This is a genomic window from Thiorhodococcus fuscus, from assembly GCF_042682685.1.
Classification (GTDB): Bacteria; Pseudomonadota; Gammaproteobacteria; order Chromatiales; family Chromatiaceae; genus Imhoffiella; species Imhoffiella fuscus.
Genome location: NZ_JBHUHX010000001.1, coordinates 146,417 through 167,629 on the forward strand (window position 1 = coordinate 146,417; position 21,213 = coordinate 167,629).

Here is a 21,213-nt window from a genome sequence, read left to right on the forward strand (position 1 = left end):
CGATTCGATATCGATCGGGTGCCAGACTAGAATGCCCATCCTTGCAAAGATCATTACGAATCCGTCCGAGAGGAACTCGATGCGTCCGAATGTCGGTCCCAAGCTGGTCTGTTTCTGTCTCCTGCTGCTTGCCGCTGTCCAGGTGGGCCTTGCGCGCGGGCTGGACAGAGATCTGCCCGGGGCTCGGGATCCGGCGGACATGGGGCGTTTCGCGGAATCGGTCATCATCGGTTACCGTGTCGAGGATGGACAGTCGACGCGCGTGCCGCTCGGTCCCTGGGTGGCTGGGCGGTCCAAGGGCGAGTGGAAGAAATCGCTTGAGGTTGCCGGTCGGCGCACGCGCATCCTCTATCTCATCCCCCGCACGGTGGGATCGCGCGAGGTCATGGAATACTACCGCGATGCCCTGGGGCGCGCGGGTTACGAGACGCTCTACGCCTGTGTCGGCGAGGACGAGTGCGGTACGTCCGTTGCTCACTTCTATTCGGACGCAGCCCAAGGCAAGGGATTGACCGATTCCTATCTATTGAAGCGGGCCTTTTCGGGCGATTCGGCCAAGGATCCCTGGATGCTGGTCGGCGAGCGTCGCTCGGACGGGGCGGAGGCGCATCTCTTCGTCTTCGGTGCCTATCAGGACAACTATGCCGATTCCGGTGCAGGAGAGCGGGTCGCGGTATTTGTGGAGGGCGTCGACGCGGCCAGGTCTGCGGCGGCGCCCGCTGGGGACGTTATCGATGCCCAGGAGTTGGCGCGATTGACGACCGAAGAGGGGCATGCCGTCCTCTATGCCATCGGTTTCGAGCCGGAGCGCGCCACACTGTTGCCCGACTCCGGGGCTCAGCTCGAAGCCATGGCCAGGATGCTGAGCGAGTCGCCGGACCTGTCGGTCTACATCGTGGGTCACACCGACAATCAAGGCGATTTGGACGGGAATCTCGATCTCTCACGCCGACGCGCGACCGAGGTCGTTCAGGCGCTGATTCTCAATTACGGCATTCCGGGGGAGCGTCTCACCCCCAGAGGTGTGGCCAGCCTCGCGCCCGTCGCCACCAACGCTACGCCCGAGGGGCGTGCACGTAATCGTCGAATCGAGCTGGTGCCTCGCTGATCCGGCGCTGGATGGGGCGATGATGGCGGTGTCCGGCGTCCGCGCTTAGAATGCCGCCATGAAAAAGGATCTGAAACTTCCCAAGACCTACAAGACGCTGCTGATGTTGGCCCTGGTGCTGGGGCCATTTTATTGGCTGGCCTTCACCGATGACGGTCAGCGTCGGACCGATCTGGCCCTCATGGCACTGCTCGGGCATCCCGAATTCAATCCGGCTGTGGAGTCCTTCAATGGCTCTTTGAGCGAGGCGCGTCTGCGCGAGGTCTTCCCCAAGCTCGATTGGATCTGCAGCGATGGGTCCAATCCGTTCGGCGACCGCCTGTGCAAGGCCGATATCGGCTCCTTCAACCAGATCCCGGCCTCTAGCGTCACCTTCTTCTTCGCCGGGTCGGATCTGCGCGCCGCCAAGATCGTCTATCGCCACGCCTACCATGCCCTGTTGTCCGATTGGCTGAGCCGCCGTCTCGGCGGACGCGGCACGGCGCCACCGGTGACGGGCGAGTCGAGCGAGGGCGTCAAGATCTATCCTGTGGACGATGGCGAGATCTTCATCCGCCAAGGGGCGCTGGGCGATGATGAGGAGCCGGCCATTCTTTGGATCTCGCGTACCGCGCTCGACGCCAGGCACTGAGCCCGGCGCGGCACAGTGCTTGGCTCAGGGCGTGGGATGGCCGGCGATGAAGAGTTCGTAGAGCGTCAGAACGATCTCGACCACGATCAGGATGACGATGTACCACTCGACCCTGAGGCTGCGTTTGCTCTGCAGCAGATCGAGGAGCGTGTTGGCCGTGTCGTTGATGAGGGCCAGCTTGCGCTCCAGCGCGAGCTGACGCTCGCGAATCTCGTATTCCGCCTCCAGATTCAGGAACAGGCGTTCCAGGTCCGGGCGCTCCCAGATGATCTCGGGCTTGTCGCCCACCTCGCCCCGCCCCACCATTTCTTGCTGGATCGCCAGCGATTCGCCGATGTGACGGATGAGGATGCGGGCGTTGCTCGCGCCGCGCCCGAATCGCCGCAGCTGATCGGCGAGCGGTTCGATGCGGTCGAAGGCGAGCGCGACGCGCGATTCTTGATGCGCAAGCAGGACGCTCTTGCCGAGGATGTCCGCGATGACCTGCAGGCGCGCGGTGTCCGTATCCGTCATCACCAGACGGTCGCGCTCCAGCCCCTCGGTGCGTCCTGGGTCGATGGTGATCGAGAGCTGTTCCAGCTCTGGCGAATCGAGCGGCTCGCGCACGAAGGGTCTCAGATAGGCCAGGAAGGCGGCTTCGGCTTGAGGGTCGACGTCGAATAGGACGACGGCCCCGGATCGCAGCAGCACGGCGCGTCCGCCGCCGCTCACCTGAACCAGGAGCGGGTTGGTGGCCAATGACTCGATCGCATCGAGCCGTTTCAGATCGAGGTTGCGGCCGAGCAGTAGGGCTCGCGTGGTCAGCCCTGTGGGGCCGACGGAAGGGGGTAGGGCGGCGGACACGAGGACCTCTCCATAGTGAATCGAAACGCCGCGCGCAGTCTGGCAGTCTCGTGGGCGGCGCGCAATCGGTCGTTTAGCCCGAGCTGATCGCGTCCCACAGTAGCTTGCCCGAGATGGCCAGCGAGGAGACGACAAGGACCGGTCGTACCAGCGTCGCGCCATGTCGTAAGACCAGATGGGCGCCGATCCAGGCCCCGGTCAGCTGACCGACTGCCATGACTGCCGCGATGGTCCAGGCGATGTGTCCTCCGACCATGAACAACAGCAGTGAGGCCAGATTGCTGGTAAAGTTGAGCGCCTTGGTATGGGCGATCGCCCGGCGCATGTTGTAGCCGAGCAGGGCGATGTAGCTCATGGTGAAAAAGGTGCCGGTTCCCGGTCCGAAGAAGCCATCGTAGAAACCGACTCCCAGTCCGACGCTGACGGCGAAGGCCGGCTCACTGATGCGCTGATGCGAATCCAGATCGGAGACGCGTGGCGAGAAGAGAAAGTAGAGCGCGAAGGCGATCAGCAACAGCGGGATGAGACGCTCCAGAAAGGCCGCGTCGATCAGTTGCACCAAGAGCGCCCCGGCCGCCGCGCCGACGAAGGTGAAGCCGATAGCGACCTTCATCGTGTGCGGTTCGATGTAACCCTGGCGGACGAAATGCGCGGTCGCCATCCCGCTGCCGAAGACTGCCTGCGCCTTGTTGGTCGCCAGCGCCTCGACCGGCGAGAGTCCTGCCCAGAGAAGCGCGGGGATGGTCAGGAGTCCGCCGCCACCGGCGATGGCGTCGATGAGGCCGGCCGTGAGGGCGACAGGAAACAACCAGAGGGCGAGTTCGAGGGATGGCAAGGTCGGAAAGCTCTGTTTTTCGGAGTGGATCTATGTCGAGTGCGGGTTTGCAACGAGGGTCGACGATCGCTGGATGCGTCCGCTATGGTTTCGTGCGGGCTCGGTCGTTTGGCATTATCGCTCTGATCGCCTTGCTGGTGGGGCTGATCGCCGCGTGCGCGAGCCCGCTTCAGTCTTGGCAGGCCCCCGAAGTGTCGCTCATTGGGCTGCAGCCGAAGCAACTGGGGTTGGCGCGACAGGTTTTCATCGCCACCTTGGCGGTCAGGAATCCGAGCGATCGGACGCTGCCGGTGAAGGGGCTGCGCTATCGGCTTGCGCTTGAGGGCCAAGAGGTGGCCGAGGGTTCGGCGAGTCTCGATCGCCAGATCCCGGCTCACGGTGAGGCGGCGGTCGATGTCGAAGTCATCGGCAACCTACTGACGATCGCTCAACGTTGGCCGCTCCTGGCGCGCAAGGAGACCCCGCTCGAATGGACGGTTGTCGGGACCCTATCCGTTGCCGGCGCACTGATCGACTTGCCCTACCGCTACTCGGGTACCCTCGACCCGCATCAGATTATGGCCGGCTCGGCGCGCTGACCGCCGCTCGATGCTGACGGTTCAGGCGATCCGGTCTCGCTCATTTCGGTTCGGCCCCAGCCCCGGCGCCGAGCCGCCAGATTCAAGACGACCAAGAATTACATGTTCGCACTCGATGTCCAGCAGCTCACCAAGACCTACAGGGGCGGTTTTCAGGCCCTGAAAGGAATCGACCTCCAGGTCGACGAGGGCGATTTCTTCGCCCTGCTCGGTCCGAATGGGGCCGGCAAATCCACCTTCATCGGGATCGTCTCCTCGCTCGTCAACAAGACCACGGGGCAGGTGAGGGTGTTCGGGAACGACCAGGACGCGGATCCCGAAGCGGTCAAGTCCTGCATCGGTCTGGTCCCGCAGGAGTTCAACTTCAATCTCTTCCTGCCGGTGATCGAGGTCGTCCTCAATCAGGCCGGCTATTACGGTATCCCGCGTCACGAGGCCAAGATCCGTGCCGAGCGCTATCTGCGCCAGCTCGATCTCTGGGATCGTCGCAATCAGGAGATGCGCAGGCTGTCGGGCGGTATGAAGCGGCGTCTGATGATCGCGCGCGCGCTGGTCCATCAGCCGCGACTGCTGATCCTCGACGAGCCGACCGCCGGTGTGGACATCGAGATCCGTCGCTCCATGTGGTCCTTCCTGCGCGATCTGAACGCCGAGGGGACGACCATCATCCTCACGACGCACTATCTGGAAGAGGCCGAGAGCCTCTGTCGCAACATCGCCATCATCAATCAGGGGCGGATCGCCGAGCGGACCAGCATCTCGGCGCTGCTCAACAAGCTCCATACCGAGACCTTCGTGCTCAACCTCAAGGGGCGGGTGTCCGAGCTGCCGGAGCTGGGCGGCTTCGTGCTCCAGTATCTCGATGATTGCACCCTGGAGGTCGAGATGAATCGGGATCACACCATCAACGGGCTCTTCGACGCGCTTTCGCGCAACGGGATCGAGGTCATCAGTTTGCGTAACAAACAGAACCGGCTGGAACGTCTGTTCTTGGAGATGGTGGACGGTCGCGTCGCAGCGGCTGAGGGAGGTGTGGCGTGACTGGGGTGGGGCGTCGTTGGACGCGCTATGCGGTCACCTTTCAGACCATCCTCTCCAAGGAGATCTTGCGTTTCTCGCGCATCTGGGTGCAGACGGTGCTGCCCTCGGTCATCACTACCACCCTCTATTTCGTGGTCTTCGGTCGTCTGATCGGGGATCGTATCGGCACCATGGACGGATTCGCGTATCTGGATTTCATCGTCCCGGGTCTGGTGCTCATGGGGGTCATCACCAATTCCTATGCGAACGTGGTGTCGTCCTTCTATAGCAGCAAATTTTCGCGCTATATCGAGGAACTGCTTGTCTCGCCCGCGCCGCATTGGGTCATTCTGGCCGGCTATGTCGGCGGGGGGGTCGCGCGCGGCCTGGTGGTAGGCGGCGCAGTCCTGGCAGTCGCGCTCGTCTTTACGGATATCCACATCCACAGTCCAGGCGTCATGCTGCTGGTCTGTCTCATGACCGCCACGCTCTTCTCGCTCGGCGGATTCATCAACGCCGTCTATGCTAACAGCTTCGACGACATCTCCATCGTCCCGACCTTCGTTCTCACGCCGCTGACCTATCTGGGCGGTGTCTTCTATTCCATCCAGCTGTTGCCCGATTTCTGGCAGGCCGTTTCCATGGCCAATCCCGTCCTCTACATGGTCAACGCCTTCCGCTACGGATTGTTGGGCGTGAGTGATATCCCGCTCGGCGCCGCCTTCGGCATGATTCTGGTCTTTATCGTTGTGCTTGCTGGATACAGTCTGAGGCTGCTGCGGAAGGGCGTCGGCATCAAGACTTGATGCTTTTGGGGGATTCGATGCTTGCCGATCCTTCGTTGGACCCTTGCTGTGAGCTGTAACGTCTCTGTGGCATTTGTGGTCTAGGTTCGCGGTTTTGTTACATTTGTGTGGGCGCGTGTGAGGCGATGTATTTGAACTGTCCCGAAAGTTCCTGAATATAATCGCTTGCGATGTTGAAATTTTTGTTGAGTTTATCGGAGAGAGGCGCACTTTTTGCATGCATATATGCAGCCTGTGGGGTCGGTCTCAGTGCCGATTTCTGGTCCGGTTCATTGAAGTTCCATGGGAATGTTGGATTGGAGCAATACCGGATCCCAGTAGCTTCGATTTGGGCAATCGATCGCTGAGGCACTCGATTGATAATGCCATCGTTCATCGGATTTCTGTGCAAACAATCGGATTGTGAGCTGTTTTTTATTCAATGTTAAGGGGTTTAGCCGTGACAAAATTATATGTTGGTGCTCTCGGGTTGATTGCATTGATGCTTGGTCCGATGGGAGTGGCGCAAGCCTGTTACGATTGCGATCCGGGCACGAAAGATTGGCCTGACACCTACCCTATAGGTAATAGAAAGATCTCGGAGGGATCGAAATGGGGGTATGGTTGGGAGCCGAACGGAACTGGCTCGACCACGATGAGTTGGGATTGGACTGCATCCGCGAAGGATAGCGCGAAGAATGGAGAGATGGTCGTGTCTCTCGATATGAGTTATAGCGGGATTTCTGATGCCTGGTGGGTCGGTGAGAATTGGAGTAAGGTTGAGATTAGCTCCTATGGCTCTTCGGCCGTTCAGACGATTGCCTTGAGTGGCAATTCGTTATCTGTCCAATTGGATGCGGCGGTGGTGGACGCTTTGGCTGAATATGCTGGAAATCATAAGAATTGGTCTGGCTATTATAATACGGGCTTGAATTTTAAATTCTATGAGACGAGTGGAAACTGGTCTGCCGATTGTTTTGATTTAAAGTCTGCCAAGGTTTCTTTTGATTGCACTCCGGTTCCCGTGCCGGCCGCCGCACCTTTGTTCCTCGGTGGTCTGGGCCTAGTTGGCTGGGCCGGTCGGCGGCGTCGCCAGAAGGCGGCTTCGGTATCCTGAGCTGCTCCTGACCGACCGAGTGCCCGCGTGCCCCGGCCACCTTCCTTCCGATGAGGTGGCCGGGCCTCCCGCAAGTCTCTCCCGCCCTTTCCCCGCACCGCGTCATCACAAACCGCAGCGACTTTTGCCGTTCGCGTCCCGAACCCCCATAATCTAACCCCGTCGTGTCCTTCCCTTCAGCGATAGCCCCGGTCATCTCACTGTCTTCGCTCGGCCGCGAGCGGTTGTGTCCGGGCGCCGCGAATGGGACCATAAGCTGCTGAACCGTCTTTGAATCAGGCCGATCGAGCTCCCTGGATGTATCCATACCCTTCCCCTTCCTTGTCCGACACGGATGGTGGCGTTTCGACGCTGCCGGGCGGTTGCTGACCCGTGGCCGATAAGCGTCGAACCTCCACGCGTGCCCGCAAACCTTCGGTCCGGCGCAAGCGTTTCCGTCTTCTCCCCTTTCTCCTCGGTTGGGTCTTGCTGCTTGGGGTCGTCGGTGGCGCGGTGGCCTTCGTTTACGGCATTCATCTCGACCGGGTGGTGCGCGGTAAATTCGAGGGGCAGCGTTGGGCCTTGCCAGCGCGCGTCTATGCGCGTCCGCTGGAACTCTATGCCGAGCGACGTCTGGAGCCCGAACAGTTTCAAGACGAACTGAAGCGCTTGGGGTATCACACCGCCTCCGATCTCAGCACGCCTGGAACTTACCGCCGCGAAGGGGATCGCTTTTTGGTGCGGACCCGCGCCTTCCGCTTCTGGGACGGACAGGAGCCGAGCCGGCATCTCGATATCCAGTTTGCCGACGGCAAGGTGGCAAGTCTCAAGGGGGCCGAGGGAGATCCGGATCCTGCACTTGTGCGGCTGGATGCCATGCTGATCGCGAGCATCTATCCGACCCATCATGAGGATCGGGTGCTGGTGCGCCGCAAGGATCTGCCGGATCTGCTGGTCAAGACCCTGATGGCGGTCGAGGATCGCAATTTCTACGAACATTTCGGCATCGATCCTAAAGGCATCCTGCGCGCGGCGATCAGCAACTTCCAGGCCGGAGCCGTGGTCGAGGGCGCCAGTACCCTGACCCAGCAGTTGGTCAAGAATTTCTATCTCAGTGCCGACCGGACTTTCGAGCGCAAGATCAAGGAGGCCTACATGGCCTTCCTGCTGGAGCGTCGCTACAGCAAGGACGAAATCCTGGAGGCCTACGCCAACGAGATCTATCTCGGGCAGGATGGCAGCCGTGCCATCCACGGGTTCGGTCTGGCCAGCCAGTTCTTCTTCGACCTGCCGCTGAGCGCACTGAGCGTCCAGCAGACGGCCTTGCTGGTCGGGATGGTTCAGGCGCCTTCCAGTCTGGATCCGCGCCGCCATCCGGAGGCGGCCTTGAGACGTCGCAATCTGGTCCTGGACCTCATGGTGCGCGATGGCGTCATCAGTCAGGAACAGGCCGAGGCGGCCAAGACCACGCCGCTCGGTATCCAGGATGGCGGCGGACGTCCGGCCGGCGAATACCCAGACTTCATCACCCTGGTGCGCCGCCAGTTGCAGCGCGATTATCGCGACGAGGATTTGCGCTCGGAGGGGCTCAACATCTTCACCACGCTGGATCCGCTGGTCCAGACGACGGTCGAGAAGGCGTTGCCCAAGAAGCTTGCCGAGCTCGAAAAATCCCGCCGCATGAAGGCTGGAACCCTGGAGACGGCTGCGGTCGTGACCTCGGTTAATCAAGGCGAGGTGCTGGCGATCGCGGGCGGTCGTCAGCCGGGCTATGCGGGTTTCAACCGCGCGCTCGACAGCGTTCGCTCCATCGGATCCCTGGTCAAGCCGGCGGTCTATCTGACCGCGCTCTCTGAGCCCGATCGCTATACCCTGACGACCAGCATCCAGGACAAGCCGGTCAGTCTGCCCGACGGCAACAAACGCTGGGAGCCGAAGAACTACGACCATCGTGTCAATGGCTCGGTCATGCTGTCCGACGCCTTGATGCGCTCGCTCAATCTCGCCACGGTCAATCTGGGCCTCAGCGTCGGCGTCTCGAAGGTGGCCGATACGCTCTACCGGCTCGGTGCTCAGCGCCGGATTCGGGTCGTGCCCTCTTTGCTGCTCGGCTCGGTGGCGCTCTCGCCGCTGGAGGTGGCTCAGGTGTATCAGACCATCGCGGCCGGCGGTTACCGGGCCCCGCTGCGGGCGATTCGCGAGGTCGTCGATGCCCACGGTCGCCCCTTGAACCGCTATCCGTTGGCGGTCGAGGCGGTGGTCGATCCCAAGGCCGCGTTTCTCACTACCTGGGCGCTCAAGCGGGTCGTGACCAATGGCACGGCCAGATGGTTGGGTGGCCAGCTTCCCAAAGGCATGACCATGGCGGGCAAGACGGGCACCACCGACGATATGCGCGATAGTTGGTTCGCCGGCTTCTCGGGCGATAAGGTCGCTGTGGTCTGGGTCGGTCGCGACGACTACAAACCGATGGGACTCGCCGGCGGTTCGGGGGCCCTGCGTGTCTGGGGCGAGTTCATGCTGGCCATGGAGAACGAGCCGCTGCCCGACGTGCCGCCGGATGGCGTGACGATCGCCGATGCCTGCGGCCGATCCGACGTTCCCTACATCGGCGATGCCTCTGCGGCGGCACGCGGTTGTGGCTCCGGCAAGCGGACCTCCGGTGATGGTGAGAAACGCGTTGCCCAGAAGGCGGAAAAAGAGACACGGTCGGAGCCGCCGCCACCGCCGAAGCCCGAGCCGGTGGAGCCGTCCAAACCCGTCAACCATTTCATGAGAGATTTCTACAACTGATGTCAGCTGTCGCTCATTGGTGTCCTGTCGCGCCCCGAATCGCACGCGTGCGATCCGGCATGCGAGTCCTCTCGATTCTCTTTCCGACCCTGATCCTCGCGGCCTGTGCGCTACCCTCGCGAGAGGGGCCACCCGCGCCCGTGGTTCAGGTGACGCCGCGTTCAGCCGCGCCCTCGACCGCCAAGCCGGCGCAACCCGCGCCCGAGCCGAAGCCGGCAGAGCCGCCCAAGCCGGTGCAGAAAGAGACCCAGGTCTATGCCTATCGGGATCCCGGAGCCCCCCCCGAACCGGCTCAATCGGAGCCGCCAGCTCAATCGGCCCAGGGTGCGGCGCCGTCCAGTCCTACAGTAGCGGTCTCCGAGCCCCCGAGGACGGCGCCTCCGGCGTCCGCGTCGAATCCCTCCGCGACGGCAAGTAAGGCTGCGCCCGAGAGCGCCCCGGTCAAATCAGCGGCTGCCAAGGCCGAGCCGCCGAAACCCAAGTCGAAGCCTCCGATCATGCCGCAGCCCTCCTCCGAGGCGCCGACACCGCCAATGCAGGTCGCTACTGCAGAGCCTGCGTCGGCACCGCTGCCTGCATCCAATGTCGCTGCGCCGAGTTTGGCGCCGGCCGCCCGAGCTCTGGCTGACCAGGCCGAGCAGCAGCGCCAGGCGGGTGATTACGCAGGCGCGGCCGCCTCGCTCGAACGCTCGTTGCGCATCGCGCCGCGCGAGGCCTATCTCTGGAATCGACTGGCCCGGGTGCGCATGGAGCAGGGACAGGCGGTTCAGGCGGGCAATCTGGCGTCGCGCTCCAACGATTTGGCCGGTGGCGATTCGGACGTCAAGCGGGATAATTGGCGCATGATCGCCGAGGCCAAGCGGCGTGCCGGCGACGCGGCCGGTGCCAGCGCCGCCGAGCAGCGCGCGAACGCCAACTGATCGCTGGCGCGTGCCCTCGGTCGATTCCGTTACAGACTCGATGTCAGACCTATCCTATGTTTTCGGCCCGGAAGGTCTGCTGGCGAGCCAGATTCCCGGTTTCATCCACCGCGAGCAGCAGCAGGCGATGTCCGAGCGGCTTGCCGCCGTCATGGACAGTGGAGGCGTGCTCATCTGCGAGGCCGGCACCGGAACGGGCAAGACCTTCGCCTATCTGGTTCCGGCGCTGCTTTCGGGGCGTAAGGTCATCGTCTCCACCGGCACCCGCAATCTGCAGGATCAGCTTTTCCATCGCGACCTTCCACTGATCCGCAAGGTGCTGGGGCGCCCTCTGTCCATCGCCTTGCTCAAGGGGCGAGGGAATTATCTCTGCCGCTATCGTCTCAAGCTGGCGCTGGACGACCCCGCCGCGCTGGACGCCGATCAGCGCGCCCAGCTCAATGAAGTCGCCCGCTGGTCCAAAGCGACCCGGAGCGGCGATATCGTGGAGCTGGGCATTCCGGAGGATGCGCCCATCTGGCCCCATGTGACCTCTAGCAGCGACAACTGTCTCGGCCAGGAGTGCGCCGATTTGCAGGACTGCCATCTGGTCGCGGCGCGGCGCGAGGCCCAATCCGCCGATCTGGTGGTGGTGAACCACCATCTGTTCTGCGCCGACCTGGCGCTCAAGGACGAGGGATTTGGCGAGATCCTGCCCGGTGCCGATTGCTTCGTCATCGACGAGGCCCATCAGCTGCCAGAGACCGCCTCGAACTTCTTCGGTATCTCGCTCAGCAGCCGCCAGCTCATGGATCTGATCCGCGACACCGAACTGGAGGCCCAGCGTGCCGCATCGGACGCGCCCGATCTGGTCGAGCGGATCGCGCGGCTGAAGCGAGCGCTTCAGGATGCGCGCCTGGAATTGGGCGACTCCGAGCGGCGTGGCCCCTGGCGCGAGCTGGGCGAGAATCCGGCGGTCCAGCGGGCGCTGGAGACCTTGGATCGGCGTCTCGCAGCCCTGGCCGATGGGCTCAAGGCGCTGCTCGGCCGTGACAAGGGGCTCGATGCCTGCCAGGCGCGCGCCAAGGATCTGCTCGGACGACTCCATATCCTCACCGCGCCCGAGTCCGAGGATGCGGTGCGCTGGTTCGAGATCCAGGGGCGCGGATTCCGCTTCCACCAGACGCCGCTGGAGGTCGCGGATCTCTTTCGCGACCAGGTCGGGCGCGACGACAGCGCCTGGATCTTTACCTCGGCGACTCTGGCGGTGGGGAAGGGGTTCGAGCACTTCTCGCATCAGCTGGGTATCCAGGACGCCGAGACCGCACGCTGGGACAGTCCATTCGACTATCCGAGCCAGGCGCTCTGGTTCGTTCCGCGCGGTCTGCCCCAGCCCTCGGAGCCGGACTACAATCGCCAGGTGTTGGAGCTGGCCTGCGAGATCATCGGTTACAGCCGTGGTCGCGCCTTTCTGCTTTTCACCAGCCACCGCGCGTTGCGCGAGACGGCGAAGGGGTTGGAAGGGCGCATTCCCTATCCGATCCTGGTCCAGGGGACGGCCCCGCGCGCCGAGCTGCTGGAGCGCTTCCGCACCCTTGGCAATGCCGTGCTTCTCGGCAGCTCCAGCTTTTGGGAGGGGGTCGATGTGCGCGGCGAGGCCCTGTCCTGCGTGCTGATCGATCGTCTGCCTTTCGCCTCGCCGGGCGATCCGGTGCTGTCGGCCCGCATCGACGCGTTGCGTCAGCGCGGCGGCAATCCGTTCCGCGACTATCAGCTGCCGCGCGCAGTGATCGCGCTCAAACAGGGTGCTGGACGTCTCATTCGTGGCGTGGAGGATCGCGGCGTGCTGGTGGTCTGCGATCCGCGCCTCTTGTCGCGCTCCTACGGCTACACCTTTCTCGATAGCTTGCCGCCGATGGCGCGCACCCGCAAGATCGAGGATGTGCGGGCCTTCTTCGAGGCGAACTCGGCGGGCACATCCCAGTCTCTGGATCATGGGGCCTCCGCCGGGCCATGATCCGGCGCGCCCGTGCGGAAACGCATCCGAGTGCTCGGCTGCGTTCCAGGACGCGGCCTGATTCGATGTCCAAATCTTTGCGTCACGGTTTTCAGGAATTCTCTCCATGTCACGTGTGTTGATTCTGCTCATCCTGGTCGCCGCCATGTTCTTCGCGTTCCAGGCCTGGCGTCGCACGCCGATCGAGCGACGCAGACGTCTGCTTCGCCAGTCGTTGGTGTGGGGCGGCCTCGGAGTGCTAGTGGTCGCTGTGCTTTTCGGTCATCTGAATCCGTTGCTCGCCGCCGTGGCCGCAGCCATTCCGGCCCTGATGCGTGTGGTCTATCTGCTGCGCACGGTGTCCGGGTTGCGCGAGCTGTTGAACGGCCTGGGATTGGGGGCTTGGGCGAACGGGGCGGCCGGTGCCGGGCAGCAATCCGCCGGCGGCGCCTCGTCGAGCCGCGACGGACGCATGACGGACGCCGAGGCCCGATCCATCCTGGGCGTCGAGCCGGGCGCCGAGGTCGAGACCATCCGCGCCGCCCATCGGCGGTTGATGCAGCGATTGCATCCCGACCGGGGCGGATCCGATTATCTTGCAGCCAAGATCAACGCAGCCAAACGCCAGCTGCTGGGAGAATGAGAACGCATGTTGACGAGCCAAGCGGAAGTCCATGTCGCACGTCCACCGGAGCTGGTGTTCCAGTTCGTCGCCGAGGATTTTCTGCACAACTATCCGCGCTGGTCGCCCGAGGTCCGCTCCTTGGAGGCGGTGACCGAGGGGCCAATGCAGGTGGGCTGGATCGGTCGTCAGATCCGCTTCGATCGCGGACGACGCAGCGATAGCCAGTTTCGCGTCACCACCTTCGAGGCGGGCCGCCGGATCACCTTCAAGGGGATCACGGATTCCTATCTGATCGACTATCGCTTCGAGCCTTTGGACTGTGGCACCCAGATCGCCTTCACCTTCGAGCTGGAGCATCTGAGCGGTGCGTTGCGACCATTCGAGGGCATGGTCCGACGCGCGATCCAGGAGACCTCCGATCGCATGATGGGCAATCTCAAGTGTCTGATCGAACTTGAAGTGGTGCCCCAGCCGTGCTGATGGGATGCGATCACTGGTCGGTGCTGCCGCGAACCGATCGAAGCATCGAGGTGTCTTTTGCGTCTTTGTGGTTCACCTTGATGGGCCAGAGGTAATTAAGACCATGGCCGCCCCCAAGACCCGAACCTCCTATGTCTGCAATGCCTGCGGCGCGCGTCAGCCCAAGTGGGCCGGTCAGTGTCCGGATTGCGGTGCCTGGAACAGTCTGGCCGAGGCCGCCGAGATCCGGCGTCGTCCCACGGATCGCGGCGGTGGTTATGCCGGTGTCGTCATCGACTCGAAGGTCGAGGTTCTGGCCGAGGTCAGCCCAGAGGAACGCACGCGCATTCTGAGCGGGATCGGTGAGCTGGATCGGGTGCTGGGCGGTGGTCTGGTGACGGGGTCGGTGGTGCTGATCGGCGGCGATCCCGGGATCGGCAAGTCGACCCTCCTGCTCCAGGCCTGTGCTGCGCTCGCGACCGACCAGTCCGTCCTCTATGTCAGCGGCGAGGAATCGCCGCAGCAGATCGGTCTGCGCGCGCGTCGGCTCGGGCTCTCGGGCGGCGGCATCCGGCTGCTGGCCGAGACCTGCGTCGAGCAGATCCTGGCGCAGGCGGTTCGGGAACGTCCGCGCGTTATGGTCGTGGACTCGATCCAGACGCTCTTCACCGATGGGCTCCAGTCCGCGCCGGGCTCGGTTTCCCAGGTGCGCGAGGCGGCCGCCCAGCTGGTGCGCTTCGCCAAGCAGCAGGAGACCGTCGTCTTCCTGGTCGGGCACGTGACCAAGGACGGGTCGCTCGCCGGGCCGCGCGTCTTGGAGCACATGGTCGACACCGTGCTCTATTTCGAGGGCGAGCACGGCGGTCCCTTCCGCATCGTGCGCTCGATCAAGAACCGTTTCGGCGCGGTCAACGAGCTGGGCGTCTTCTCCATGGGCGATCAGGGGCTGCGCGAGGTCAAGAATCCATCCGCCATCTTTCTCTCGCGTCACGACACGCCGGTCTCCGGGAGCCTGGTCATGGTGACCCGCGAGGGGACCCGGCCCTTGTTGGTCGAGGTCCAGGCGCTGGTCGACGAGAGCCCGCTGGCCAATCCGCGCCGGGTTGCGCTGGGGTTGGATCAGAATCGGCTATCGATGCTGCTGGCCGTGCTGCACCGTCATGGCGGGGTGGGCATGTTCAATCAAGACGTCTTCGTCAACGTCGTCGGCGGTGTGCGCATCGCCGAGACCGCCGCCGACCTGCCGGTCATCATGGCCGTGCTGTCGAGCTATCGCGATCGTCCGCTGCCGCTGGATCTGGCCGTCTTTGGCGAGGTGGGGCTCTCGGGCGAGGTGCGCCCGGTGCCGAACGGTCCGGACCGGCTGCGCGAGGCGGTCAAGCACGGCATCCGCCGGGCCGTGGTCCCAAAGGGCAACGTGCCCAAGGAGGGCGTCGAGGGCTTGGAGATCACCGCCGTGCGGACCCTGGCCGAGGCACTGGACGCCGTGTCTTGACGAGTGAATCGCAAGGAGCAGACAGGTTTCAAGATTGCCCGGGAGTGACGCACCCGACTCCAGCACACTCTCCGCTGGAGGCTGGAGGCTGGAGGCTGGAGGCTGGAGGCTGGAGGCTCTCTCCCCAACTCAGCGCCTTACCTTGCGGACGGGGCGCGGGATGATCTTGACGGTCTTCACCGCGTTATCCGAGGTCTGGATGATCTCGATCGGATGGTCGTGCAGCTTGAGGCTGGTTCCGGTTTCGGGGATGGTCTCCAGATATTCCAGGATGAGTCCGTTGAGCGTCTTGGGCCCGGTGGTCGGCAGCTCCCAGCGTAACGCCCGATTGAGCGCGCGCAGACTGATGCTGCTGTCGACCAAGAGGCTGCCGTCTTCGGTGCGGTGAATCTCTTCGGTGTGGTCCGAGGGGTCGGTGGTGAACTCGCCGACGATCTCCTCCAGGAGGTCGGTCAGGGTGATGAGTCCGAGACAGTCCCCATATTCGTCCACGACCAGTCCGATCTGCTGGCGTCCACGCTGGAAGTTGAGCAGCTGCTGGTAGAGCGGCGTTCCCTCCGGAACGTAGTAGGGTTCCTGAGCCAGAGTGCGCAGATGATCCTTGCTCAGGCCCTTTTCCAGTAGCGCGTGCAGTGCGTGGCGCGCGTGGAAGATGCCGATGACGTTGTCTATGCTGCCGTCATAGAGTGGTAGACGCGTATATCCCGCGTTGCGGATCGTCTTGATGATGTCCTCTTCGTCGTCCTGGATGTCGATGCCCTCGACCTCGTTGCGCGGGATCATGATGTCGCGCACGGTCGCGTGCTCCAGGTCCAAGATCGCCAGCAGCATGGAACGGCTGCGCTCCGGGATCATGGCGCCGGCTTCGCTGACCACGGTGCGCAGCTCCTCTCGGCTCAGATCCGTCGGCGGCGCGCCCTCCGGGACGATGCCGACCATGCGTAGCAGCCCGTTGGTGAAGAGGTTCACGGACCAGACGATGGGATAGAGCAGCTTGAGCAGCGGCTGGTAGACATAGGCCGCCGGGAAGGCGAGACGCTCTGGGTGGAGCGTGGCATAGGTCTTCGGTGCCACCTCGGCGAAGATGAGGATGACGAGCGTCAGCAGGCCCGCAGCGATGCCGATCGCCGCCTCGCCGCCGAGACGGATGGCGATGATCGTGGCCAACGAGGAGGCCATGATGTTGACGAAGTTGTTTCCCAGCAGAATGAGGCCGATCAGCCGATCGGGGCGTTCGAGCAGTCGGCGGGCGATGCGTGCGCCTCGGTGTCCCTGGTCGGCCATGTGCCGCAGCTTGTAGCGGTTGATGGTCAGGAGCGCGGTTTCCGAGCCGGAGAAGAAGGCCGAAAGATTGATGAGTATGAAGAGTGCGAAAAAGAGTCCGGGTAGGGGGAGATCGTTCACGGGGGGCCGGTCAATGGCGAAAGATGGGAGCCATTTTAGCGAAACTCCCGGTGCCCCGCGAATCGAGGCGGGAGAGCGGTTTTCCGTCCGGGACCGCCTTGCATGACCATCGTAGGTTCGACGCCCCGTTTGACGATAGATTGGAGTAGAACGTAGGGATCGACATTCACATCCTGCCGTCTCTGGATGGCATCGCGAGGGTTCGCATTGGATGGTTATCTCTGATCGCGACGCGTTGGCTGGAGCAACGGGCGTAGCGGCCTCCATCGGCCAGGAAGCCGCCGGTCAGGTGCTCGATACCCATGAGGTCGTGGCGTGAACACGCACGGACGGACCTGGGGCGCGATCCTGCTGATCGCGGCTGTTATCCTGTCGTTTCTCGGCGCCGCCTATCTACGCGATGATTCGCTGTCGCGCCTACGCAGTTCGGGCGTCATCCGTATCGGCTACGCTATCGAGCCGCCCTATGCCTTCATCGACGCGGGCGGGCGGGTTACCGGAGAGTCGCCCGAGGTGGCGAAGCGGATCGTGAAAGCGCTGGGTATCCATCGCATCCAATGGCGTCAGATGGAATTCGGCAGTTTGATCCCGGAGTTGGAGGCCGGGCGGATCGATCTGATTGCGGCCGGACTTTTTTTCACCCCGGATCGCGCGCGCCGGGTACGCTTCTCCGACCCAACCTTTCGGGTGGGCCCAGATTTGTTGGTCTCCAAGGGCAATCCGCGCGGGCTGCACGCATTTCGTCAGATCGCCGAGGATTCCGGCGTGCGATTGGCCGTTCTCTCGGGTTCGGTGGAAGAGTCGCTGTTGCGGCGACTGGGTGTCGATCCGGGGCGTCTCGTCCAGGTTCCGGATGCGCTCACCGGACGGGTTGCCGTCGAATCGGGCGTTGCGGATGCCCTGATGCTCTCCGCGCCGGCGGTGCACTGGATGGCCACCGCGCATCGATCGGATCTGACCCAACTGTTCATCTCCGCCGAAGATCCCGCCCCGGTGCTCGGGGACACCTATGGCATCGGCGCCTTCGCCTTCAGAGTCGAGGACCGGGCGCTTGTTTCGGCCTGGAATGCCGCGCAGCGTGTTTTTGTCGGTAGCGAGGCCCATCGTCATCTCCTGCTTGGATTCGGTTTCCAGAATACGGAGGTTCCTGCGCGCCGATGATGTCGAATCATTCGAAACCATTCGCCGCCGGTCTGAGTCGATCGGTGCCTATCGTGGTTCTGCTTTCCATCGGGGTCTGCGTGCTTCTCTTCTGGCAGCACTGGGAGCATCGTGTGGCGTTGCAGCATGTCGCGCAGAGTCTCGCCGAGATGCGTCAAGCCCGGATCGATCTCGCCAAGGGCTTTCTTCAGGTGTCCCTGTCCGGCAGTCCCGGCGCCCCGTTCAGTCGCGACGCAGGGATTGTCTTGCTGCATCAGTCGATCGACTCATTCGGGCGGGCGCTCGCTGCGCGTGGGAGCGCGTCGACCGATGCCTTGGCATCCTTCGAGCGTGCCGCCTCCGAGTTCGAACGTCTGCTGGATCGTTGGCGTCGGGATCCGTCCTCCGATCCATCGCGCATGGTCGCGCTACGGGTTGCTTATGGCGATTTGGAGCGCAGGGCCGAGGAATCCGATGCGGCTGTGGAGCAAGGCTTGGTTGCGCTCAATGGGCGGATCGAGCGTAATTTCGTCGTGACCTTGACCGGTGCGGTGCTGGCCTTGATGGTCACGATCGGCATCGTGATCCTGGCCGTGCGTCGCCAGCATCTCTGGTTGCAGGCGCGCCAGAAGAGTGACGCCGCGCTCAGGGAGAGCGAGTCGAACCTGAGAGAGGCCAAACGGTTGGCCAGGCTGGGGCATTGGTACTGGAGTCTGGATCGGGAGCATCCGGTCTGGTCCGAGGAGATCTACGAGATCTTCGGGCTCGATCCGGCCTCCCCAGCACCCGGACTGACCGAGCTCCAACATCTCTTCGATCCCGAGAGCTGGCCCGTTTTTACCGAGGCGCTGAACCGCGCGCGCTCGGATGGGATCGCATACGAATGCGATCTGCGCATCCTGCGTCGCGACGGCGGACATCGGTGGATCACGGTGCGCGGCGAGGCGTTGCGCAATGACTCGGGCGAGATCGAGTCCCTGCGCGGCACCTTGCAGGACGTCACTTCCCGCAAGCAGGCCGAACGCGCCCTGGCCGAGAAGACCCTGCATTACGAGGCCATGATCGCGACGTCGATCGACGGCTTTTGGATGCTCGATTCCGAGGGGCGCATCCTGGCGACGAACGATGCCTATCTGAAGCGGTCCGGTTATGGGCGCGAAGAGTTGCTCGGGATGCGGGTCGCCGACCTTGAGGCGATGGAGGCGCCCGAGCATGTCGCAACGCATATCGCGCGCATCAAGCGTTCTGGTCACGATCTCTTCGAGTCCCGCCACCGGACCAAGGGTGGAGCGGTTTGGCCGGTGGAGATCAGCGTCTCCTTCAGTCCGGCGTTCGGTGGCCGGCTCTTCGCGTTCATCCGCGATATCAGCGAGCGCAAGAGGGCCGACCGCGCCTTGTTCGAGCAGCAAACGGCGGCGCTTGAGGAGCAGCGCCGCGCCCAGATTGCCGCGCTCAGCTTGATGGAGGAGGCCATCGCCGCCCGCGAGCGGGCCGAGACCGCCTTCGTTTCGCTGCGCGAGAGCGAGCAGCGTCTGCTGTTGGCGCAGGAGGGGGCGCATGTTGGGATCTGGGAGTGGGATCCGGCTGAGGATCGGCTCTATTGCTCGCCCGAATGCCACAGGCTCTATGGTTTGCCACCGGATAGTTTCTCCAAGATCGACGACTGGGGCGCCTGTCTGCATCCCGAGGATTTCGAGCGTTTGCGTTCGGGCTGGCTAGCGAATCCGGAAGGCTATCCGGCCTTCGAGGATGAGTTCCGTATCTTCCGCGAGCATGGCGAGGTGCGCTGGATCGTCACCAAGGGGCATCTGGTGCGAGACGCCTCGGGTCGGTCGCGGCTGTTCGGCATCAACATGGATGTGACGGACCAGAAGCGTTTGGTCGAGGAACTGGAGCAGTATCGGTTGCATTTGGAGGAGCTGGTCGAGGTCCGCACCTCCGAACTGGCTGCCGCGCGCAACGAGGCCGAGCGCCTAGCGCGGATCAAGAGTGCCTTCCTCGCCAACATGAGCCATGAGATCAGAACCCCGCTCAACGCGGTTCTGGGGTTGGCCCGAATCGGGGCGCGCGATAGCGTTGGCCTCAAGGTGTGCTCGAACTTCGAGCGTATCCTGGTTGCCGGCGAGCATCTGCTCGGCGTCATCAACGACATTCTTGACTATTCCAAGATCGAGGCAGGGCGTTTCGTGCTCGAGTCCCACGCCTTTCGGCTGGCCGATCTGATCTCCAGGGTCGCCGATCTGCAAGTCGGTGTGGCGCGCGACAAGGGGTTGGGCTATCGCATCGAGTGCTCGCCCGATCTGCCCGACTGGGTTATGGGCGACGCCCAGCGGCTGCGGCAGATTCTCGTCAATCTGCTCTCCAATGCCGTCAAATTCACCGAGCGGGGCGAGGTGTGTCTGAGCGTCGAGGTGGCCGGTCCCTGCATTCGATTCAGCGTGACGGACACGGGGGTCGGAATGCGTGATGAACAGATTGCGCGTCTCTTCACGCCGTTCGAGCAGGCGGATGGCTCGACTACCCGCCGATTCGGCGGCACCGGGCTGGGGCTGGCGATCAGTCGCAACCTGGCGCGGCTCATGGGGGGCGAGATCCTGGTGGAGAGTGCTCCGGGTCAGGGGAGCCGCTTTACATTGAGCCTGTCGTTGCCGGTCGCCGAGCCCGTTCAAGATCGGGCTGAGTTCGAGTCGGAGATGGCCGGGCGCAGGCTCGCCGGAATTCATGTGCTCGCGGCCGAGGACGTGGGGCTGAACAGGGTGATCCTGGAGGATCTTTTGGAGCACGAGGGGGCTCTGTGTCGATTGGTCGAGAATGGTCGCCTGGCGGTGGACGCCGTGAGAGAGGCTGGACCTCAGGGATTCGATCTGGTGCTGATGGATGTGCAGATGCCTGAGATGGACGGCTACGAGGCGACCCGTCAGCTCCACGAGGTGGCCCCCGGCCTGCCGGTGATCGCCCTGACCGCTCACGCCTTGCCCGAGGAACGTGCCAAGTGCATGAGCGCCGGTATGGTGGATCATGTCTCCAAGCCAATCGAGCCGGACGCGCTTGTGGCCGCTATTTTGAGCCATGTCGCACCGATTCAGCCGGATATTGCGATCGAACAAGAGGATTCCGGCATGCCGGATTCGGATGCTGATACTGGGCGCGCGTTGGACTCCGAGCTTCCCTTTGTCGACTGGGATAGGTTGACGCGCCGGTTCGAAGGTCGCCCTGGCTTCGTCGAGAAGCTGATTCGCGTCTCCCTGAGCGTCACTGTCGAGTCGCCCGGACGCTTGCGCGCGGCAATCGCCTCGGGAAATCTCGGCGAGGTCGATTTCGTCGCCCATTCCATCAAGGGTACGGTGGCCAATCTGGAGGCTCCTCGGGTCGTCAAGCAGGCCACCTTGACCGAGCGATCCGCCAAGGCGGGGCGGGAGGCCGCCTTCGCGGAGGCGGCGGAGCTGGCGGACATGGTCGAATGTCTGGAGACCGAGCTGCGTCGGATGCTGGATCGCTGAGTTTCG

The 21,213-nt window shown here is 63.4% G+C and carries 17 protein-coding genes; 14 read left to right on the forward strand and 3 right to left on the reverse strand.

Going from position 1 to position 21,213, the window contains the following annotated elements:
* Positions 1–79 precede the first annotated feature (79 nt).
* Positions 80–1,108, forward strand: a complete 1,029-nt coding sequence (locus ACFSJC_RS00625; RefSeq protein ID WP_386021699.1) for a DUF4892 domain-containing protein — start codon at positions 80–82, stop codon at positions 1,106–1,108.
* A 58-nt stretch (positions 1,109–1,166) separates the two neighbouring features.
* The gene (locus ACFSJC_RS00630; RefSeq protein ID WP_386021702.1) at positions 1,167–1,739 is read left to right on the forward strand and encodes a hypothetical protein; all 573 of its coding nucleotides are present in this window, start codon (positions 1,167–1,169) and stop codon (positions 1,737–1,739) included.
* A gap of 24 nt (positions 1,740–1,763) precedes the next feature.
* Here the strand turns inward: ACFSJC_RS00630 and ACFSJC_RS00635 are convergent, their stop codons facing one another.
* Entirely contained in the window at positions 1,764–2,582 is an 819-nt protein-coding gene (locus ACFSJC_RS00635) for an RMD1 family protein (protein WP_386021705.1), read from the reverse strand.
* A gap of 73 nt (positions 2,583–2,655) precedes the next feature.
* Complete coding sequence (locus ACFSJC_RS00640) at positions 2,656–3,417, reverse strand: TSUP family transporter (RefSeq protein WP_386021708.1); 762 nt, start codon at positions 3,415–3,417, stop codon at positions 2,656–2,658.
* A gap of 47 nt (positions 3,418–3,464) precedes the next feature.
* Between ACFSJC_RS00640 and ACFSJC_RS00645 the strand changes: the two genes are divergently transcribed.
* From ACFSJC_RS00645 to radA, 10 genes are all read left to right on the forward strand, one after another.
* Positions 3,465–3,995, forward strand: a complete 531-nt coding sequence (locus ACFSJC_RS00645; protein ID WP_386021711.1) for an LEA/WHy family protein — start codon at positions 3,465–3,467, stop codon at positions 3,993–3,995.
* 102 nt (positions 3,996–4,097) lie between these two features.
* Complete coding sequence (locus ACFSJC_RS00650; RefSeq protein ID WP_386021714.1) at positions 4,098–5,036, forward strand: ABC transporter ATP-binding protein; 939 nt, start codon at positions 4,098–4,100, stop codon at positions 5,034–5,036.
* A complete protein-coding gene (locus ACFSJC_RS00655; RefSeq protein WP_386021719.1) occupies positions 5,033–5,821 on the forward strand; it encodes an ABC transporter permease in 789 nt (262 codons plus the stop codon). The genes ACFSJC_RS00650 and ACFSJC_RS00655 overlap by 4 nt, the downstream gene beginning before the upstream one ends.
* Positions 5,822–6,512: 691 nt before the next feature.
* Positions 6,513–6,917, forward strand: a complete 405-nt coding sequence (locus ACFSJC_RS00660) for a PEP-CTERM sorting domain-containing protein (protein ID WP_386021722.1) — start codon at positions 6,513–6,515, stop codon at positions 6,915–6,917.
* A gap of 372 nt (positions 6,918–7,289) precedes the next feature.
* Positions 7,290–9,689 (forward strand): penicillin-binding protein 1B, encoded by a 2,400-nt coding sequence (mrcB, locus tag ACFSJC_RS00665; RefSeq protein ID WP_386021725.1) that lies wholly within the window; start codon positions 7,290–7,292, stop codon positions 9,687–9,689.
* Positions 9,690–9,748: 59 nt separating this feature from the next.
* Complete coding sequence (locus ACFSJC_RS00670; protein WP_386021728.1) at positions 9,749–10,609, forward strand: tetratricopeptide repeat protein; 861 nt, start codon at positions 9,749–9,751, stop codon at positions 10,607–10,609.
* A gap of 40 nt (positions 10,610–10,649) precedes the next feature.
* Complete coding sequence (locus ACFSJC_RS00675) at positions 10,650–12,605, forward strand: ATP-dependent DNA helicase (protein WP_386021731.1); 1,956 nt, start codon at positions 10,650–10,652, stop codon at positions 12,603–12,605.
* A gap of 106 nt (positions 12,606–12,711) precedes the next feature.
* Positions 12,712–13,227 carry a J domain-containing protein gene (locus ACFSJC_RS00680; protein WP_386021735.1) on the forward strand — a complete coding sequence of 172 codons (516 nt, stop codon included), beginning with the start codon at positions 12,712–12,714 and terminating at the stop codon, positions 13,225–13,227.
* Positions 13,228–13,233: 6 nt separating this feature from the next.
* Positions 13,234–13,689, forward strand: a complete 456-nt coding sequence (locus tag ACFSJC_RS00685; protein ID WP_386021738.1) for an SRPBCC family protein — start codon at positions 13,234–13,236, stop codon at positions 13,687–13,689.
* Between the two features lie 103 nt (positions 13,690–13,792).
* Positions 13,793–15,163, forward strand: a complete 1,371-nt coding sequence (gene radA / locus ACFSJC_RS00690) for a DNA repair protein RadA (protein WP_386021741.1) — start codon at positions 13,793–13,795, stop codon at positions 15,161–15,163.
* Between the two features lie 129 nt (positions 15,164–15,292).
* Here the strand turns inward: radA and ACFSJC_RS00695 are convergent, their stop codons facing one another.
* Positions 15,293–16,567: an HlyC/CorC family transporter gene (locus ACFSJC_RS00695; RefSeq protein WP_386021744.1), complete on the reverse strand. Its 1,275-nt coding sequence runs from the start codon at positions 16,565–16,567 to the stop codon at positions 15,293–15,295.
* A 315-nt stretch (positions 16,568–16,882) separates the two neighbouring features.
* Between ACFSJC_RS00695 and ehuB the strand changes: the two genes are divergently transcribed.
* Both ehuB and ACFSJC_RS00705 read left to right on the forward strand, forming a co-directional pair.
* The gene (gene ehuB, locus ACFSJC_RS00700) at positions 16,883–17,728 is read left to right on the forward strand and encodes an ectoine/hydroxyectoine ABC transporter substrate-binding protein EhuB (protein WP_386021747.1); all 846 of its coding nucleotides are present in this window, start codon (positions 16,883–16,885) and stop codon (positions 17,726–17,728) included.
* A 53-nt stretch (positions 17,729–17,781) separates the two neighbouring features.
* Positions 17,782–21,207, forward strand: coding sequence for a PAS domain S-box protein (locus tag ACFSJC_RS00705; protein ID WP_386021750.1), 3,426 nt, complete (start codon positions 17,782–17,784; stop codon positions 21,205–21,207).
* Positions 21,208–21,213 lie beyond the last annotated feature (6 nt).

Coding starts and splice junctions, on each gene's coding strand:
- ACFSJC_RS00680 (WP_386021735.1), top strand. CDS start 12,712: ATGTCACGTGTGTTGATTCTGCTCATCCTGGTCGCCGCCATGTTCTTC.
- ACFSJC_RS00670 (WP_386021728.1), top strand. CDS start 9,749: ATGCGAGTCCTCTCGATTCTCTTTCCGACCCTGATCCTCGCGGCCTGT.
- ACFSJC_RS00630 (WP_386021702.1), top strand. CDS start 1,167: ATGAAAAAGGATCTGAAACTTCCCAAGACCTACAAGACGCTGCTGATG.
- ACFSJC_RS00685 (WP_386021738.1), top strand. CDS start 13,234: ATGTTGACGAGCCAAGCGGAAGTCCATGTCGCACGTCCACCGGAGCTG.
- ACFSJC_RS00650 (WP_386021714.1), top strand. CDS start 4,098: ATGTTCGCACTCGATGTCCAGCAGCTCACCAAGACCTACAGGGGCGGT.
- radA (WP_386021741.1), top strand. CDS start 13,793: ATGGCCGCCCCCAAGACCCGAACCTCCTATGTCTGCAATGCCTGCGGC.
- ACFSJC_RS00675 (WP_386021731.1), top strand. CDS start 10,650: ATGTCAGACCTATCCTATGTTTTCGGCCCGGAAGGTCTGCTGGCGAGC.
- ACFSJC_RS00625 (WP_386021699.1), top strand. CDS start 80: ATGCGTCCGAATGTCGGTCCCAAGCTGGTCTGTTTCTGTCTCCTGCTG.